Source organism: Tenacibaculum aquaeponti (genome assembly GCF_052084715.1).
GTDB lineage: Bacteria > Bacteroidota > Bacteroidia > Flavobacteriales > Flavobacteriaceae > Polaribacter.
On the sequence record NZ_CP197288.1, the window covers coordinates 3,160,018 to 3,175,000 of the forward strand.

Annotated in this window: 17 protein-coding genes, 2 tRNA genes and 3 rRNA genes; all 22 read left to right on the forward strand. The window is 36.9% G+C overall.

Annotated features, from left to right (window positions below):
* The first annotated feature begins 234 nt into the window (after positions 1 to 234).
* A complete protein-coding gene (gene rplC / locus ACSIGC_RS14290; protein ID WP_442265481.1) occupies positions 235 to 852 on the forward strand; it encodes a 50S ribosomal protein L3 in 618 nt (205 codons plus the stop codon).
* The gene (gene rplD, locus ACSIGC_RS14295) at positions 852 to 1,481 is read left to right on the forward strand and encodes a 50S ribosomal protein L4 (protein ID WP_442265482.1); all 630 of its coding nucleotides are present in this window, start codon (positions 852 to 854) and stop codon (positions 1,479 to 1,481) included. Before rplC ends, rplD begins: the two co-directional genes overlap by 1 nt.
* A gap of 11 nt (positions 1,482 to 1,492) precedes the next feature.
* A complete protein-coding gene (gene rplW, locus ACSIGC_RS14300) occupies positions 1,493 to 1,780 on the forward strand; it encodes a 50S ribosomal protein L23 (protein ID WP_095074030.1) in 288 nt (95 codons plus the stop codon).
* Between the two features lie 15 nt (positions 1,781 to 1,795).
* The gene (gene rplB, locus ACSIGC_RS14305; RefSeq protein WP_095074029.1) at positions 1,796 to 2,620 is read left to right on the forward strand and encodes a 50S ribosomal protein L2; all 825 of its coding nucleotides are present in this window, start codon (positions 1,796 to 1,798) and stop codon (positions 2,618 to 2,620) included.
* A gap of 6 nt (positions 2,621 to 2,626) precedes the next feature.
* Positions 2,627 to 2,905 (forward strand): 30S ribosomal protein S19, encoded by a 279-nt coding sequence (gene rpsS / locus ACSIGC_RS14310; protein WP_075342604.1) that lies wholly within the window; start codon positions 2,627 to 2,629, stop codon positions 2,903 to 2,905.
* Positions 2,906 to 2,914: 9 nt separating this feature from the next.
* Positions 2,915 to 3,319, forward strand: a complete 405-nt coding sequence (rplV, locus tag ACSIGC_RS14315; RefSeq protein WP_442265483.1) for a 50S ribosomal protein L22 — start codon at positions 2,915 to 2,917, stop codon at positions 3,317 to 3,319.
* Positions 3,320 to 3,331: 12 nt separating this feature from the next.
* The gene (gene rpsC, locus ACSIGC_RS14320) at positions 3,332 to 4,054 is read left to right on the forward strand and encodes a 30S ribosomal protein S3 (protein WP_095074026.1); all 723 of its coding nucleotides are present in this window, start codon (positions 3,332 to 3,334) and stop codon (positions 4,052 to 4,054) included.
* Positions 4,055 to 4,073: 19 nt separating this feature from the next.
* Positions 4,074 to 4,505, forward strand: coding sequence for a 50S ribosomal protein L16 (gene rplP, locus ACSIGC_RS14325; RefSeq protein WP_075342607.1), 432 nt, complete (start codon positions 4,074 to 4,076; stop codon positions 4,503 to 4,505).
* Between the two features lie 12 nt (positions 4,506 to 4,517).
* Positions 4,518 to 4,709, forward strand: a complete 192-nt coding sequence (rpmC, locus tag ACSIGC_RS14330; RefSeq protein WP_095074025.1) for a 50S ribosomal protein L29 — start codon at positions 4,518 to 4,520, stop codon at positions 4,707 to 4,709.
* 19 nt (positions 4,710 to 4,728) lie between these two features.
* Complete coding sequence (rpsQ, locus tag ACSIGC_RS14335; RefSeq protein WP_075342609.1) at positions 4,729 to 4,986, forward strand: 30S ribosomal protein S17; 258 nt, start codon at positions 4,729 to 4,731, stop codon at positions 4,984 to 4,986.
* Between the two features lies 1 nt (position 4,987).
* Positions 4,988 to 5,356, forward strand: a complete 369-nt coding sequence (gene rplN, locus ACSIGC_RS14340) for a 50S ribosomal protein L14 (protein WP_028890735.1) — start codon at positions 4,988 to 4,990, stop codon at positions 5,354 to 5,356.
* Between the two features lie 14 nt (positions 5,357 to 5,370).
* Complete coding sequence (gene rplX / locus ACSIGC_RS14345; protein WP_442265484.1) at positions 5,371 to 5,679, forward strand: 50S ribosomal protein L24; 309 nt, start codon at positions 5,371 to 5,373, stop codon at positions 5,677 to 5,679.
* Positions 5,680 to 5,681: 2 nt separating this feature from the next.
* Positions 5,682 to 6,233: a 50S ribosomal protein L5 gene (gene rplE / locus ACSIGC_RS14350; protein ID WP_442265485.1), complete on the forward strand. Its 552-nt coding sequence runs from the start codon at positions 5,682 to 5,684 to the stop codon at positions 6,231 to 6,233.
* 3 nt (positions 6,234 to 6,236) lie between these two features.
* Positions 6,237 to 6,506 carry a 30S ribosomal protein S14 gene (gene rpsN / locus ACSIGC_RS14355; protein ID WP_442265486.1) on the forward strand — a complete coding sequence of 90 codons (270 nt, stop codon included), beginning with the start codon at positions 6,237 to 6,239 and terminating at the stop codon, positions 6,504 to 6,506.
* An 82-nt stretch (positions 6,507 to 6,588) separates the two neighbouring features.
* Complete coding sequence (locus ACSIGC_RS14360) at positions 6,589 to 7,440, forward strand: LytR/AlgR family response regulator transcription factor (protein ID WP_442265487.1); 852 nt, start codon at positions 6,589 to 6,591, stop codon at positions 7,438 to 7,440.
* A gap of 101 nt (positions 7,441 to 7,541) precedes the next feature.
* Positions 7,542 to 8,654: an acyltransferase family protein gene (locus ACSIGC_RS14365; RefSeq protein ID WP_442265488.1), complete on the forward strand. Its 1,113-nt coding sequence runs from the start codon at positions 7,542 to 7,544 to the stop codon at positions 8,652 to 8,654.
* Between the two features lie 627 nt (positions 8,655 to 9,281).
* Positions 9,282 to 10,801: ribosomal RNA gene (locus ACSIGC_RS14370) — 16S ribosomal RNA — on the forward strand.
* 89 nt (positions 10,802 to 10,890) lie between these two features.
* Positions 10,891 to 10,964: transfer RNA gene (locus ACSIGC_RS14375), tRNA-Ile, on the forward strand.
* A gap of 83 nt (positions 10,965 to 11,047) precedes the next feature.
* Positions 11,048 to 11,121 (forward strand) — tRNA-Ala (locus ACSIGC_RS14380).
* A gap of 174 nt (positions 11,122 to 11,295) precedes the next feature.
* Positions 11,296 to 14,079, forward strand: a 23S ribosomal RNA gene (locus ACSIGC_RS14385).
* Positions 14,080 to 14,180: 101 nt separating this feature from the next.
* Positions 14,181 to 14,289 (forward strand): 5S ribosomal RNA (rrf, locus tag ACSIGC_RS14390).
* Together the 16S, 23S and 5S rRNA genes with 2 tRNA genes alongside form the textbook arrangement of a ribosomal RNA operon.
* Positions 14,290 to 14,721: 432 nt before the next feature.
* On the forward strand, positions 14,722 to 14,928 hold the full coding sequence (locus ACSIGC_RS14395) for a hypothetical protein (RefSeq protein WP_442265489.1): 207 nt from the start codon (positions 14,722 to 14,724) through the stop codon (positions 14,926 to 14,928).
* Positions 14,929 to 14,983: the final 55 nt, after the last annotated feature.

Sequence of the window (14,983 nt, forward strand, 5' to 3'; positions counted from 1 at the left end):
CGCAGTCCGAAATTGAGTGTTAATCAGTTTTTTACACACAATTTCAACAACATGTCCGGAGGGTTTCGCAAAGGAAAAATGGTAAAACACAGTAAGTTAAGAGCTAAAAACGTGTTTTACGCTCTTTTTTTTTGAGTGAAATTTTAAAGACGTAGAAACTTTTGTTTCAAATAAATATTTATGAATAGACGCGCTGGATAAATTAAAAATCTAATCGTCTTAAAATTAACAGATATGTCTGGGTTAATAGGAAAAAAAATCGGAATGACCAGCTTATTCGACGAGAATGGGAAGAATATCCCATGTACTGTGATCGAAGCAGGTCCTTGCGTAGTTACCCAAGTCAGAGCCGAAGAGGTTGATGGCTACAATGCTTTACAACTTGGTTTCGATGACAAAAAGGCAAAAAGCTCTAATAAAGCTTTAGACGGTCACTTTCAAAAAGCAGGTACCGTAGCTAAGAAAAAAGTCGTTGAGTTCCAAGGTTTCGAAGGAGAGTTTAAATTGGGTGACTCAATTACAGTTGAGCACTTTGCTGAAGGAGAGTTCGTGGATGTTTCAGGAACTTCTAAAGGTAAAGGTTTTCAAGGGGTTGTTAAGCGTCACGGATTTGGTGGTGTTGGACAAGCAACTCACGGTCAACATAACCGTTTAAGAGCACCAGGTTCTATTGGTGCAGCTTCTTATCCTGCAAGAGTATTCAAAGGAATGCGTATGGCAGGACGTATGGGAGGCGATAAAGTTAAAGTTCAAAATTTAAGAGTATTAAAAGTAGTTCCAGAAAAGAATCTTTTAGTAATAAAAGGTGCTATTCCAGGTCACAAAAACTCTTATGTAATTATTGAGAAGTAATGAAGGTAGCAGTATTAGATATTACAGGAAAAGATACTGGTAGAAAAGTTGAACTTTCTAACGAAGTATTCGGAATAGAGCCAAATGATCATGCAATCTACTTAGATGTAAAGCAATATTTGGCTAATCAAAGACAAGGTACTCACAAATCTAAAGAGAGAGGTGAGATTGCTGGAAGTACAAGAAAGATTAAAAAACAAAAAGGAACAGGTACAGCTCGTGCTGGTAGTATCAAGTCTCCTGTGTTTAGAGGGGGAGGACGTATCTTCGGGCCAAGACCAAGAAATTATTCTTTCAAATTAAACAAAAACTTAAAGCGTTTAGCTCGTAAATCAGCTTTAAGTATTCAAGCAAAAGATAGCAATTTAGTAGTGGTTGAAGATTTCAATTTTGAAACTCCAAAGACTAAAGAATTTGTTAATGTATTAAAAGCTTTAGAATTAGATACAAAAAAATCTTTATTCGTGTTAGGAGCCGAAAGTAAAAATGTTTACTTATCATCTCGTAACTTAAAGAATTCTAAAGTAGTAAGTGCTACAGGAATAAATACTTACAACGTGTTAAACGCGGGTAAAGTAGTTATCGCTGAAAGTACTTTAGAAGGAATTGAATCTAACTTAAGTAAATAGGATTTTCAGATATGAGTATTTTAATAAAACCTATTATTACGGAAAAAGCAACAAATGATAGCGAAAGATTCAATCGTTACACTTTTGTTGTAAACAAGAAAGCTAACAAAATTCAAATTAAAGATGCTGTTGAAGCTGCTTACGGAGTAACAGTTGAAAAGGTGAGAACTTTAAATCACCCAGCATTAAGAAAAACTAAGTATACTAAAAAAGGCTTAGTTTCTGGTTTAACAAGCGGTTATAAAAAAGCGGTTGTTCAGTTAGCAGAAGGCGAAATTGATTTTTATAACAATCTATAAGAATAAGCAAGACAAATGTCAGTTAGAAAATTAAAACCAATAACACCAGGTCAGCGTTTTAGAGTTGTGAATGGGTTCGACACCATCACTACTGATAAGCCGGAAAAGTCATTATTGGCACCGAGAAAAAGAACTGGAGGTCGAAACAATCAGGGTCGTATGACTACTCCTAACAGAGGTGGAGGTCATAAGAGAAGATATCGTATTATCGATTTCAAAAGAAATAGATATAACGATCCTGCAACAGTATTAACTATCGAGTACGATCCAAACCGTACAGCGTTTATCGCGTTAGTTCAATATGCTGATGGAGAAAAGCGTTATGTGATTGCACAAAACGGATTAAAAGTAGGACAAACTATCGTTTCAGGAAAAGAAGCTACACCAGATGTTGGTAATGCTATGTTCTTAAGTGATATTCCTTTAGGAACAACTATTTCTTGTATCGAATTACGTCCAGGTCAAGGAGCTGTTATGGCTCGTTCTGCTGGATCTTTTGCTCAGTTAATGGCAAGAGATGGAAAATATGCTACAGTTAAGTTACCTTCTGGAGAAACAAGATTAATCTTACAAACTTGTTTAGCTACTATTGGAGTTGTATCTAATTCAGATCATCAGTTAATCGTTTCTGGTAAAGCTGGTAGATCTAGATGGTTAGGTAGAAGACCAAGAACTAATGCAGTTAGAAAGAACCCAGTTGATCACCCAATGGGAGGTGGTGAAGGACGTTCTTCTGGAGGACATCCAAGATCTAAGAATGGTATCCCAGCTAAAGGATATAAGACTAGATCTAAGACTAAGGCTAGTAATAAGTATATTATCGAACGTAGAAAGAAATAATAAATCATGGCAAGATCATTAAAAAAAGGACCTTACGTTCACTATAAATTAGAAAGAAAAGTGTTAGCTAACGTTGAATCAGGTAAGAAATCTGTAATCAAAACTTGGTCTAGAGCTAGTATGATTACTCCTGATTTTGTTGGACAAACGATTGCTGTTCATAACGGACGTCAGTTTGTACCTGTTTACGTTACTGAAAACATGGTAGGTCATAAGTTAGGCGAATTTTCACCAACACGTTCATTCCGTGGACACGCTGGTGCTAAAAATAAAGGAAAAAAATAGTAGGATATTATGGGAAGTCGTAAAAAAAACATGGCAACACAGTTAAAAGAAGCTAAAAAGCAAAAAGCTTTTGCTAAGCTTACTAACTGTCCTACGTCACCAAGAAAAATGCGCTTAGTAGCGGATCAAGTTAGAGGAGTAGAAGTTGAAAAAGCTTTACAAATCTTAAAATTCAGTCCAAAAGAAGCATCTCGTAACTTAGAAAAGTTATTATTATCTGCAATTGCTAACTGGCAAGCAAAGAATGAAGATGCTAGTATCGAAGACGCTGGATTATTCGTGAAATCTATTTATGTAGATAGCGCTGGAATGTTAAAGAGATTAAGACCAGCTCCACAAGGACGTGCTCACAGAATTCGTAAGCGTTCTAACCACGTAACTTTAGAGTTAGGAACTAAAAATAACAGTAATTAATCATTAGTAGAAATGGGACAAAAGACAAATCCAATAGGAAATCGTTTAGGAATCATCAGAGGATGGGAATCTAACTGGTATGGTGGAAATGACTACGGTGATAAAATTGCTGAAGATGATAAGATAAGAAGGTATTTAAAAGCCAGATTATCTAAAGCAAGTGTTTCTCGTATCATCATCGAGCGTACTTTAAAGCTTGTAACCGTTACTATCACAACTGCACGTCCTGGTATTATTATCGGTAAAGGAGGTCAAGAGGTAGACAAGTTAAAAGAAGAGCTTAAGAAGATTACAGGAAAAGAAGTTCAAATTAACATTTTCGAAATTAAGCGTCCAGAATTAGATGCAAACTTAGTTGCAGCTAGTATTGCTCGTCAAATCGAAAATAGAATTTCATACAAGCGTGCTACTAAAATGGCTATCGCGGCTGCAATGCGTATGAACGCAGAAGGTATTAAAGTACAACTTTCTGGTCGTTTAAACGGAGCTGAAATGGCGCGTTCTGAACACTATAAAGAAGGAAGAATTCCTTTATCTACTTTTAGAGCAGATATCGATTATTCACTTGTTGAAGCGCATACTACATACGGAAGAATCGGTGTGAAAGTATGGATCATGAAAGGTGAGGTTTATGGAAAACGTGAATTATCTCCGTTAGTTGGATTATCTAAGCAAAAAGGTAATTCAAATAACAAAGGTGGAGGTGGTAGACGTCAACCTCGCAGAAGAAAATAATTTTTAAAAGAAATTTGAGATGTTACAGCCAAAAAGAGTAAAATTTCGTAGAGTTCAGAAGGGTAAAGGTAATATGAGTGGAAACTCTGGAAGAGGAACTCAATTATCAAACGGAATGTTTGGTATCAAATCCTTAGACCAGAACTTACTTACTTCTCGTCAAATAGAAGCTGCTCGTATCGCGGCAACTCGTTACATGAAAAGAGAGGGACAACTTTGGATTAAAATTTTCCCAGACAAGCCAATAACAAAGAAACCGTTAGAGGTACGTATGGGTAAAGGTAAAGGTGCACCTGATCATTTTGTTGCTGTTGTTAAGCCAGGAAGAATATTATTTGAAGTTGGTGGAGTGCCAATGGAAGTAGCTAAAGAAGCATTACGTTTAGCTGCACAAAAACTTCCAGTGAAAACAAAGTTTATTATTGCAAGAGATTTTGATTATAACGCTTAATTCTAATATATCATGAAACAATCAGAAGTAAAAGAATTATCAACAGCTGACTTACAAGGTAAGCTTGGAGCGTTGAAGAAAAACTATACTGATCTTAAGATGGCTCACGCTATAACTCCATTGGAAAATCCTTTGCAGTTAAAAACCTTAAGAAGAACTGTAGCAAGAATTGCTACAGAGTTAACTAAAAGAGAATTACAATAAATTCTAGTCAGTTTTAAAGATGGAAAAAAGAAATCTTAGAAAAGAGAGAATAGGTGTAGTATCTAGCAACAAGATGGAGAAGTCTATCGTAGTTAGCGAGGTAAAAAGAGTAAAGCACCCAATGTACGGAAAGTTCGTATTAAAGACTAAGAAGTACGTTGCACATGACGAGAATAACGATTGCAACATTGGAGATACAGTTAAAATAATGGAAACTCGTCCATTAAGTAAATCTAAGCGTTGGAGATTAGTAGAAATCCTAGAAAGAGCTAAATAATATGTTACAAACAGAATCAAGATTAAAAGTAGCAGACAACACTGGAGCTAAAGAGGTTTTAGTGATTAGAGTTTTAGGAGGAACAAAAAAGCGTTACGCTAGCGTTGGAGATAAAATAGTTGTTACTGTTAAGTCTGCAACTCCAAACGGAACTGTAAAGAAAGGACAAGTTTCTCGTGCAGTTGTTGTTCGTACTAAGAAAGAAGTTAGACGTAAAGACGGATCATATATCAGATTTGATGACAATGCTTGTGTACTTTTAAATCCTTCTGAGGAAATGAGAGGAACACGTGTATTCGGTCCTGTGGCTCGTGAATTACGTGAGAAACAATTTATGAAAATAGTATCATTAGCACCTGAGGTGTTATAAAATCAGATTTTAAGATGAAGAAATTTAAAATTAAATCAGGAGATACTGTTAAAGTTATCGCAGGAGATCACAAAGGATCTGAAGGAAAAGTTTTACGTATCTTAAAAGATAAGGATAGAGTAGTAGTAGAAGGTGTAAATATGGTTTCTAAGCATACCAAACCAAATGCTGCTAATCCTCAAGGAGGTATCGTAAAACAAGAAGCTCCATTACACATTTCAAACGTTGCTTTAGTAGAGAACGGAGAAGCTGTAAGAGTAGGTTATAAAGTTGAAGGAGATGCTAAAACTAGAATCTCTAAAAAAACTAAAAAAGCAATATAATCATGAGTTACGTACCAAGATTAAAAGAGGAATACAAAGCTAGGGTGATAAAAGCTCTAACTGATGAGTTCGGATATAAAAACGTAATGCAAGTACCTAAGTTACAAAAGATAGTTGTAAGTAAAGGTGTAGGTGCTGCTATTGCTGATAAGAAATTAATTGATTATGCAATTGAAGAATTAACTTCAATCACAGGTCAAAAAGCAGTTCCAACAATATCTAAGAAAGATGTTGCAAACTTCAAATTGCGTAAAGGAATGCCAATCGGAGCAAAAGTTACGTTAAGAGGAGATATAATGTACGAGTTTTTAGATCGCTTAGTTACTGCATCTTTACCTCGTGTAAGAGATTTTAATGGAATAAAAGCAAATGGTTTTGATGGTAGAGGTAATTACAATTTAGGTATTACTGAGCAAATCATCTACCCAGAGATTAATATTGATCAAGTGAAGAAAATTAGTGGTATGGATATTACTTTTGTAACATCTGCACAAACTGATAAAGAAGCTAAATCATTATTAGGAGAATTAGGTTTACCATTTAAAAAGAATTAAAAGATGGCTAAAGAATCAATGAAAGCGCGTGAGCGTAAAAGAGCTAAAACTGTAGCTAAGTATGCTGAAAAAAGAAAGGCTTTAAAAGAAGCTGGAGATTACGAGGCATTACAAAAGTTACCTAAAAACGCTTCACCAGTTAGAAAACACAATCGTTGTAAATTAACTGGACGTCCAAAAGGTTATATGCGTCAGTTTGGTATTTCACGTGTTACTTTCCGTGAAATGGCTAACCAAGGTTTAATTCCTGGAGTTAAAAAAGCAAGCTGGTAGAATTATCAGTTTATTAAATAATAAAAAGGTACACAACTTATTTAAGTTTGTGTGCCTTTTTTTATTTTGCATAAAAAATATATTGAGAAAATATTTCAACCTTTCTTACCCATTCTATTATGATATAAAAACTTCTATCATAATATCAATACTAGTTTTTATTCTGTCTACTTTATTTTCAATTTTATTTGAACCTTTTGAAGTAAATTATAAAGAATTAAAGTTTAGTTTTTTATTTATATCAATTATTCACTCAGTAGTATCATTCATTGTTTTTATGTTCTCGGTTTTTGTGTTAAATGTTTTTAGAGATAATAAGAATGAATGGAAACTCAAAAATGAATTCTCTTTTCTCTTTTTAGTTTTATTAATTATTGGTGTTTCTCAGTTTTTAATCAGAGATTTTATTTACTTAAAAGATGATAATTGGTCATTTAAATATTTAGTTGAAGAAATTAGGAATACTATTTTAGTAGGCGGACTCTTAATTTTTGTTATAACTTCAATAAATATTGAAAGACTAAAAAATATCTATATAAAAAAAGGCAAAGATTTAGATTCAACTTTAAATGCAACTCTAAATAAAGTTGAGAAACATATTGAAATAAAAACTCAGGTCATATCAGATGATTTTTCTCTTAATCTGAATAATTTTCTTTATGCAAAATCAGATAAAAATTATCTAGAAATCTATCTAGAAGATAATCTAGTGTTATTAAAAAGGATCACAATTAAAAGTTTTGAAGAGCAATTGTCTGATTGTGCTAATATTTGTCGTGTTCACAGATCATATATCATTAACTTAAAAGTTATAAAAAAAGTGATAGGTAATTCTCAAGGGTTACAGCTTTGGATTAATGATAAAGATTATATACCAGTGTCAAGAAAATTAATACCCGAATTCGAATACAAGTTTAAAAACCAAAATCTATAAGTTATTGATAACATTTACTATGTTACTCGTCCCAAACTCCTAATAATTAATCAATAATTGTTTTCTTGAAATTAGTTTCGTGAAAAATTAAACGACTAATAATGACAAAACAAAGACGATACGATTTAGATTGGTTACGAGTTATTTCTGTTTTTGCAGTTTTTCTTCATCACGTTCTAATGCCTTTCAATGGAGATAATTTCCATATTATGAATAATACTCATAGTAAATTGTTAGATGATATTATGGTGTATTTTGAACAATTCAGATTACCTCTTTTATTTTTTATCTCAGGAGTAGGAACCGTATTTGCTTTTTCAAAGAGAAATTGGATTTCTTTTATCAAAGAAAGAATGCTTAGGCTTTTAATTCCTTTAGTCTTTGGAGTTTTATTTTTAATACCGCCTCAAACGTTTTTTGAAAACACTTCAAGATATAAAAGTTATTTTTCTTCTTACCCTGTTTTGGTATCAAAACTAAAAGTTAATCATTTATGGTTTATAGAAAATCTTTTATTGATGTCGATTTTTTTTATTCCTTTCGTGATTTTTATAAAATCTAGTAAGAGTAAAAACTTTAAAAAATGGATAAGAATTAAAACCGATAAGTATGGTATGATGTTTTGGGGGATATTTTTAATTGCTATTAGAATAATAACAAAAGAGTTTTTCCCAAGTGATTCTAAAAGTTTTTTTAACTTATCTACTACATTTTACTTTGGTTTCTTTTTTTTCAGTGGCATTCTAATTTCTAATGTAGATCAATTATGGAGTTTATTATTAAACAAAAGAAAATTAAACTTCAAACTCACTATAATTTTCTCATTATTATTTTACGCATATTACTTTTTACCTAGTGAACTTATAAAGCCTTATATTACTTTATCTAACAGATGGAGACTGTGGTATCTGGTTTGTGCTTTGTTATCTTGGTCTATGATTACAACTATATTAGGATATAGTCAAGTATTACTTAGTAAAAAAAGTAACTTACTAGTGAAACTTAATGAAGGAATTTATCCATTTTATATGCTTCATCAAACTATCATTGTTGTTTTAGCTTACTATATTGTAAAAATAAATCTGTCTATTGCAACTAAAATAGTTCTATTATTAATAAGTTCTTTTCTTTTAATACTGTTTTGTTATGTGTTTTTAATACGTCCTTTTAAGTTTGTCCGTATTTTATTCGGAATGAAAAGTAAGAATATTTAATTTCAATAAATTTTTATTTTGAATACAAAGTGTTGACTATTTGATAGTTGTTTTTTTATTGTGATTTTTTTTATTTTTTTTTGTTGTAAAAGTTTGTGTAGATTAAAAAGAGTGTGTAGTTTTGCACCCGCAAACGGAGAAACGCAGTTTAGAAGTTTGCAGAAGTTCATAAACAGAGTGTAGATAGTTGGTAAAATTAAGGTTAAAAAATAATTAAAATTTTACTTGCGGAATTAGAATTAAAGTTTCTATATTTGCAGTCCGTTTTTGAGGCGTGAGTTCATTGATTTTTTGGTGCAAGATTAGGTTTAAAATTAATCGAAAAAAATTTCAAAAAAAGTTTTGTCAGATTAAAAAAAGGTTATAGTTTTGCATCCGCTTTCGGAAATGAAAGCAACGATCACAGAGATTTTGGAATAACAAATAATAGTGTTAATCAGTTCGATTCTGGTGTCTTTACAAAGATTAGATTAGTTGAAGTTTCGGTTGAAACAGATTGAGTGCTGAGATTAATTAAGTTCATTGATAATATTGAAATTGACAGCGTAAATATAGAGAGTAAAGTAACATAGCTTTAACAAAGTTAAATTCTTTTGAAACTTATTCATAAATAATATTAAAGATTATACAATGAAGAGTTTGATCCTGGCTCAGGATGAACGCTAGCGGCAGGCTTAACACATGCAAGTCGAGGGGCAGCATCAATTGCTTGCAATTGGATGGCGACCGGCGCACGGGTGCGTAACGCGTATAGAATCTGCCTTGTACAGGAGGATAGCCTTTAGAAATGAAGATTAATACTCCATAATACTGGTGAGTGGCATCGCTTATTAGTTAAAGATTTATCGGTACAAGATGACTATGCGTCCTATTAGCTAGATGGTAAGGTAACGGCTTACCATGGCTACGATAGGTAGGGGGTCTGAGAGGATTATCCCCCACACTGGTACTGAGACACGGACCAGACTCCTACGGGAGGCAGCAGTGAGGAATATTGGTCAATGGGCGCAAGCCTGAACCAGCCATGCCGCGTGTAGGAAGACTGCCCTATGGGTTGTAAACTACTTTTATATGGGAAGAAACCCCTCTACGTGTAGAGGCTTGACGGTACCATAAGAATAAGCACCGGCTAACTCCGTGCCAGCAGCCGCGGTAATACGGAGGGTGCAAGCGTTATCCGGAATCATTGGGTTTAAAGGGTCCGCAGGCGGTTAATTAAGTCAGAGGTGAAATCCTACAGCTTAACTGTAGAACTGCCTTTGATACTGGTTGACTTGAGTTATACGGAAGTAGGTAGAATAAGTAGTGTAGCGGTGAAATGCATAGATATTACTTAGAATACCGATTGCGAAGGCAGCCTACTACGTGTATACTGACGCTCATGGACGAAAGCGTGGGGAGCGAACAGGATTAGATACCCTGGTAGTCCACGCCGTAAACGATGGACACTAGTTGTTGGATTATTTCAGTGACTAAGCGAAAGTAATAAGTGTCCCACCTGGGGAGTACGATCGCAAGATTGAAACTCAAAGGAATTGACGGGGGCCCGCACAAGCGGTGGAGCATGTGGTTTAATTCGATGATACGCGAGGAACCTTACCAGGGCTTAAATGTAGAGTGACAGGTCTAGAGATAGATTTTTCTTCGGACACTTTACAAGGTGCTGCATGGTTGTCGTCAGCTCGTGCCGTGAGGTGTCAGGTTAAGTCCTATAACGAGCGCAACCCCTATCGTTAGTTGCTAGCAGGTAATGCTGAGGACTCTAGCGAGACTGCCGGTGCAAACCGTGAGGAAGGTGGGGATGACGTCAAATCATCACGGCCCTTACGTCCTGGGCTACACACGTGCTACAATGGTATGGACAATGAGCAGCCACTATGCGAATAGGAGCGAATCTATAAACCATATCACAGTTCGGATCGGAGTCTGCAACTCGACTCCGTGAAGCTGGAATCGCTAGTAATCGGATATCAGCCATGATCCGGTGAATACGTTCCCGGGCCTTGTACACACCGCCCGTCAAGCCATGGAAGCTGGGGGTGCCTGAAGTCGGTGACCGCAAGGAGCTGCCTAGGGTAAAACTGGTAACTAGGGCTAAGTCGTAACAAGGTAGCCGTACCGGAAGGTGCGGCTGGAACACCTCCTTTCTAGAGAAAGATGGTGAGTTACAAGAGTAATTGTGTGTTATTTTACTACTCTGCTGTTAATTTTATACTAAAGACTAAGATCTTAAAATAGTCTCGTAGCTCAGCTGGTTAGAGCGCTACACTGATAATGTAGAGGTCGGCAGTTCGAGTCTGCCCGAGACTACTATTTAAAGATTAGGAAATTCTAGAAGTTGAGGATGTAGTTGTTAGAAACTACTAACTGCTATGTACTAACTACTAGTATATGGGGGATTAGCTCAGCTGGCTAGAGCGCTTGCCTTGCACGCAAGAGGTCACCGGTTCGACTCCGGTATTCTCCACAAAGAGTTATATAGGTTTAGTTTCCTGTGATGACTCATAACAAGTTCATTGACATATTGGTAAAATGATATCGTAAAGAATCAAGATAGAGAGTTAGAGGTTATACTCTAACAAAAATATTTTTATAAAGAATTATAAAGAGCTCGTTTTGACGTAAGTCAAAGCAAAAAGTACAATAAGCTAAATAAGGGCGTATGGCGGATGCCTAGGCTTTCAGAGGCGATGAAGGACGTGATAAGCTGCGATAAGCTACGGGGAGGGGCACATACCTTATAATCCGTAGATTTCCGAATGGGGCAACCCACTATACTGAAGGTATAGTACCGAAAGGGGCAAACCCGGTGAACTGAAACATCTAAGTAACCGGAGGAAGAGAAAACAATAGTGATTCCGTTAGTAGTGGCGAGCGAACGCGGATTAGCCCAAACCAATGTTGTTACGGCAATATTGGGGTTGTAGGGCTGCGACATTAGAATCTTAGTGAACTAGAATCGTTTGGAAAGACGAACCATAGAGAGTGATAGTCTCGTATAGGTAAGCGAAGATGATATAGCAGTACCCTGAGTAGTGCGGGACACGTGTAATCCTGTATGAATCTACCGGGACCATCCGGTAAGGCTAAATACTCCTGAAAGACCGATAGTGAACTAGTACCGTGAGGGAAAGGTGAAAAGAACCCTAAGTAAGGGAGTGAAATAGAACCTGAAACCGTACGCCTACAAGCGGTCGGAGCCCATTAACTGGGTGACGGCGTGCCTTTTGCATAATGAGCCTACGAGTTACTGTTGCTAGCAAGGTTAAGGATTTAAGGTCCGGAGCCGAAGCGAAAGCGAGTCTGAATAGGGCGTATAGTTAGTAGTAGTAGACGCGAAACCGAGTGATCTATCCATGGGCAGGTTGAAGCTGTGGTAACACATAGTGGAGGACCGAACCAGTTGACGTTGAAAAGTCTTTGGATGACCTGTGGATAGGGGTGAAAGGCCAATCAAACTCGGAAATAGCTCGTACTCCCCGAAATGCATTTAGGTGCAGCGTTGAGTAAAAGTTTTATAGAGGTAGAGCTACTGATTGGATGCGGGGGCTTCACCGCCTACCAATTCCTGACAAACTCCGAATGCTATAAAATGTTTCTCAGCAGTGAGGGCATGGGTGCTAAGGTCCATGTCCGAGAGGGAAAGAACCCAGACCATCAGCTAAGGTCCCCAAATGTATACTAAGTTGAATAAACGAGGTGAAACTGCTTAGACAGCTAGGATGTTGGCTTGGAAGCAGCCATTCATTTAAAGAGTGCGTAACAGCTCACTAGTCGAGCGGTTTTGCATGGATAATAATCGGGCATAAGTATACTACCGAAGCTATGGACGAGAGTGGTAGGGGAGCATTCTATATGTGTTGAAGGTGTGCTGTGAGGCATGCTGGAACGTATAGAAAAGAAAATGTAGGCATAAGTAACGATAAAGGGGGCGAGAAACCCCCTCACCGAAAGACTAAGGTTTCCTCAGCGATGCTAATCAGCTGAGGGTTAGTCGGGACCTAAGGCGAACCCGAAAGGGGTAGTCGATGGACAACAGGTTAATATTCCTGTACCTGCTCACATTAAAAGTGACGGATCTCCCAGGTGCTTACGGGGTGACGGAAGTCCCCGTTGAGCCTAGGCTTCGGCCAAAGCGAAAGCAAGTAAGAGGTTCCAAGAAAAGCGAGTGAAGCAGCCCGTACCGTAAACCGACACAGGTAGTTGGGATGAGAATTCTAAGGTGCTCGAGAGATTCATGGCTAAGGAACTAGGCAAAATCGACCTGTAACTTCGGGAGAAAGGTCGCCTACTTCGGTAGGCCGCAGTGAAAAGATCCAGGCGACTGTTTATCAAAAACACAGGGCTTTGCTAAATTGAAAGATGATGTATAAGGCCTGACACCTGCCCGGTGCTGGAAGGTTAAGTGGAGGGTTTAGCTTCGGCGAAGATCTAAAATGAAGCCCCAGTAAACGGCGGCCGTAACTATAACGGTCCTAAGGTAGCGAAATTCCTTGTCGGGTAAGTTCCGACCTGCACGAATGGTGCAACGATCTGGATACTGTCTCAGCCATGAGCTCGGTGAAATTGTAGTATCGGTGAAGATGCCGATTACCCGCAGCGGGACGAAAAGACCCCGTGAACCTTTACTATAGCTTCGTATTGACTTTGGATAAGTAATGTGTAGGATAGGTCGGAGACTTTGAAGCAGTGTCGCTAGGCGCTGTGGAGTCAACCTTGAAATACGACCCTTTGCTTATCTAGAGCCTAACTCAGCGATGAGAACAGTGCGTGGTGGGTAGTTTGACTGGGGTGGTCGCCTCCAAAAGAGTAACGGAGGCTTCTAAAGGTTCCCTCAGCACGCTTGGTAACCGTGCGTAGAGTGCAATGGCATAAGGGAGCTTGACTGAGAGACATACAGGTCGATCAGGTACGAAAGTAGAGCATAGTGATCCGGTGGTTCCGCATGGAAGGGCCATCGCTCAAAGGATAAAAGGTACTCCGGGGATAACAGGCTGATCTCCCCCAAGAGCTCACATCGACGGGGGGGTTTGGCACCTCGATGTCGGCTCGTCACATCCTGGGGCTGGAGAAGGTCCCAAGGGTTGGGCTGTTCGCCCATTAAAGTGGCACGCGAGCTGGGTTCAGAACGTCGTGAGACAGTTCGGTCTCTATCTGCTGTGGGCGTTAGAAATTTGAGTGGATCTGACTTTAGTACGAGAGGACCGAGTTGGACGAACCTCTAGTGTATCTGTTGTCTCGCCAGGGGCACTGCAGAGTAGCTACGTTCGGAAGGGATAAGCGCTGAAAGCATATAAGCGCGAAACCCACCACAAGATGAGATTTCTTTAAAGGGTCGTTGAAGATGACAACGTTGATAGGCTATAAGTGTAAGTGCAGTAATGTATGTAGCTGAGTAGTACTAATAACCCATAGGCTTATGTACGTACTTCCCCTCTTAATGAGGGGAAGACAACTCTTTTGATTATTTAAAATACCATTTTACTAATATGTTAACTTATACAGTTGAAATATACTGAAACAACTTAAGGTGATTATAGCAATGGGGCTCACCTCTTACCATTCCGAACAGAGAAGTTAAGCCCATTAGCGCCGATGGTACTGCCACTGGTGGGAGAGTAGGTCGTCGCCTTTCTTTTAAACAAAAATCCGATTAGTTTTTTACTAATCGGATTTTTTGTTTTTTAATATTTATTATAAATATTAAAATAGATATTATTAAATTTTTCCTAGTTTATAAATATGGTATTAAGCTTATTTATCTGATCTTTTAAGAAAATATAATAAAGAATCTATAAAATATGATTAAGCTGAGTGTAACAGTTTTTGAAAGCTATTGTAGATATATAACTTGTGATTGATATTATTAATGGCTAATCTAGGATAATTATTTAGTTTTCTTGATAAAACCTTTGGTTGTTTGTAATTGCTTGTTATTTAGCTGCTTGTATAGTGTCTTATTAAATTGTTGTTTAATCTATAAAACCATTTTTAATAAGCTTTATAAGTAGCAATAAATTAATAGTCAAACTGATAATTAAAAATTCTCTTTTTTTTAGAAAACTTTATGTATAATTCTTTTCTACAAAAGCAAAAGTTAAAAGAAATTAGTAAAGGCAAAATAGAGCTTAACGATAAAAGTTATAAGATACCAAAGTTTAGTTATAAGAAAATAGCTTTTGAGTTGTATGTTATTCAAATTGATAACCTGTTAGATACTGAAGCTGTTTATGGTTATAAAGATGAAACTAAAAGATATATTGGGTTTCATTAAGAAAATGTGTAGGTTTTAAAAGAAGTGATAGTTTTAGATGACATCCACATGTTTA

Coding starts and splice junctions, on each gene's coding strand:
- rplE (WP_442265485.1), top strand. CDS start 5,682: ATGAGTTACGTACCAAGATTAAAAGAGGAATACAAAGCTAGGGTGATA.
- rplC (WP_442265481.1), top strand. CDS start 235: ATGTCTGGGTTAATAGGAAAAAAAATCGGAATGACCAGCTTATTCGAC.
- rpsS (WP_075342604.1), top strand. CDS start 2,627: ATGGCAAGATCATTAAAAAAAGGACCTTACGTTCACTATAAATTAGAA.
- rplP (WP_075342607.1), top strand. CDS start 4,074: ATGTTACAGCCAAAAAGAGTAAAATTTCGTAGAGTTCAGAAGGGTAAA.
- rplD (WP_442265482.1), top strand. CDS start 852: ATGAAGGTAGCAGTATTAGATATTACAGGAAAAGATACTGGTAGAAAA.
- rplV (WP_442265483.1), top strand. CDS start 2,915: ATGGGAAGTCGTAAAAAAAACATGGCAACACAGTTAAAAGAAGCTAAA.
- rplX (WP_442265484.1), top strand. CDS start 5,371: ATGAAGAAATTTAAAATTAAATCAGGAGATACTGTTAAAGTTATCGCA.
- rplN (WP_028890735.1), top strand. CDS start 4,988: ATGTTACAAACAGAATCAAGATTAAAAGTAGCAGACAACACTGGAGCT.
- rpmC (WP_095074025.1), top strand. CDS start 4,518: ATGAAACAATCAGAAGTAAAAGAATTATCAACAGCTGACTTACAAGGT.
- rplB (WP_095074029.1), top strand. CDS start 1,796: ATGTCAGTTAGAAAATTAAAACCAATAACACCAGGTCAGCGTTTTAGA.
- rpsQ (WP_075342609.1), top strand. CDS start 4,729: ATGGAAAAAAGAAATCTTAGAAAAGAGAGAATAGGTGTAGTATCTAGC.
- ACSIGC_RS14365 (WP_442265488.1), top strand. CDS start 7,542: ATGACAAAACAAAGACGATACGATTTAGATTGGTTACGAGTTATTTCT.
- rpsN (WP_442265486.1), top strand. CDS start 6,237: ATGGCTAAAGAATCAATGAAAGCGCGTGAGCGTAAAAGAGCTAAAACT.
- rplW (WP_095074030.1), top strand. CDS start 1,493: ATGAGTATTTTAATAAAACCTATTATTACGGAAAAAGCAACAAATGAT.
- ACSIGC_RS14395 (WP_442265489.1), top strand. CDS start 14,722: ATGTATAATTCTTTTCTACAAAAGCAAAAGTTAAAAGAAATTAGTAAA.
- rpsC (WP_095074026.1), top strand. CDS start 3,332: ATGGGACAAAAGACAAATCCAATAGGAAATCGTTTAGGAATCATCAGA.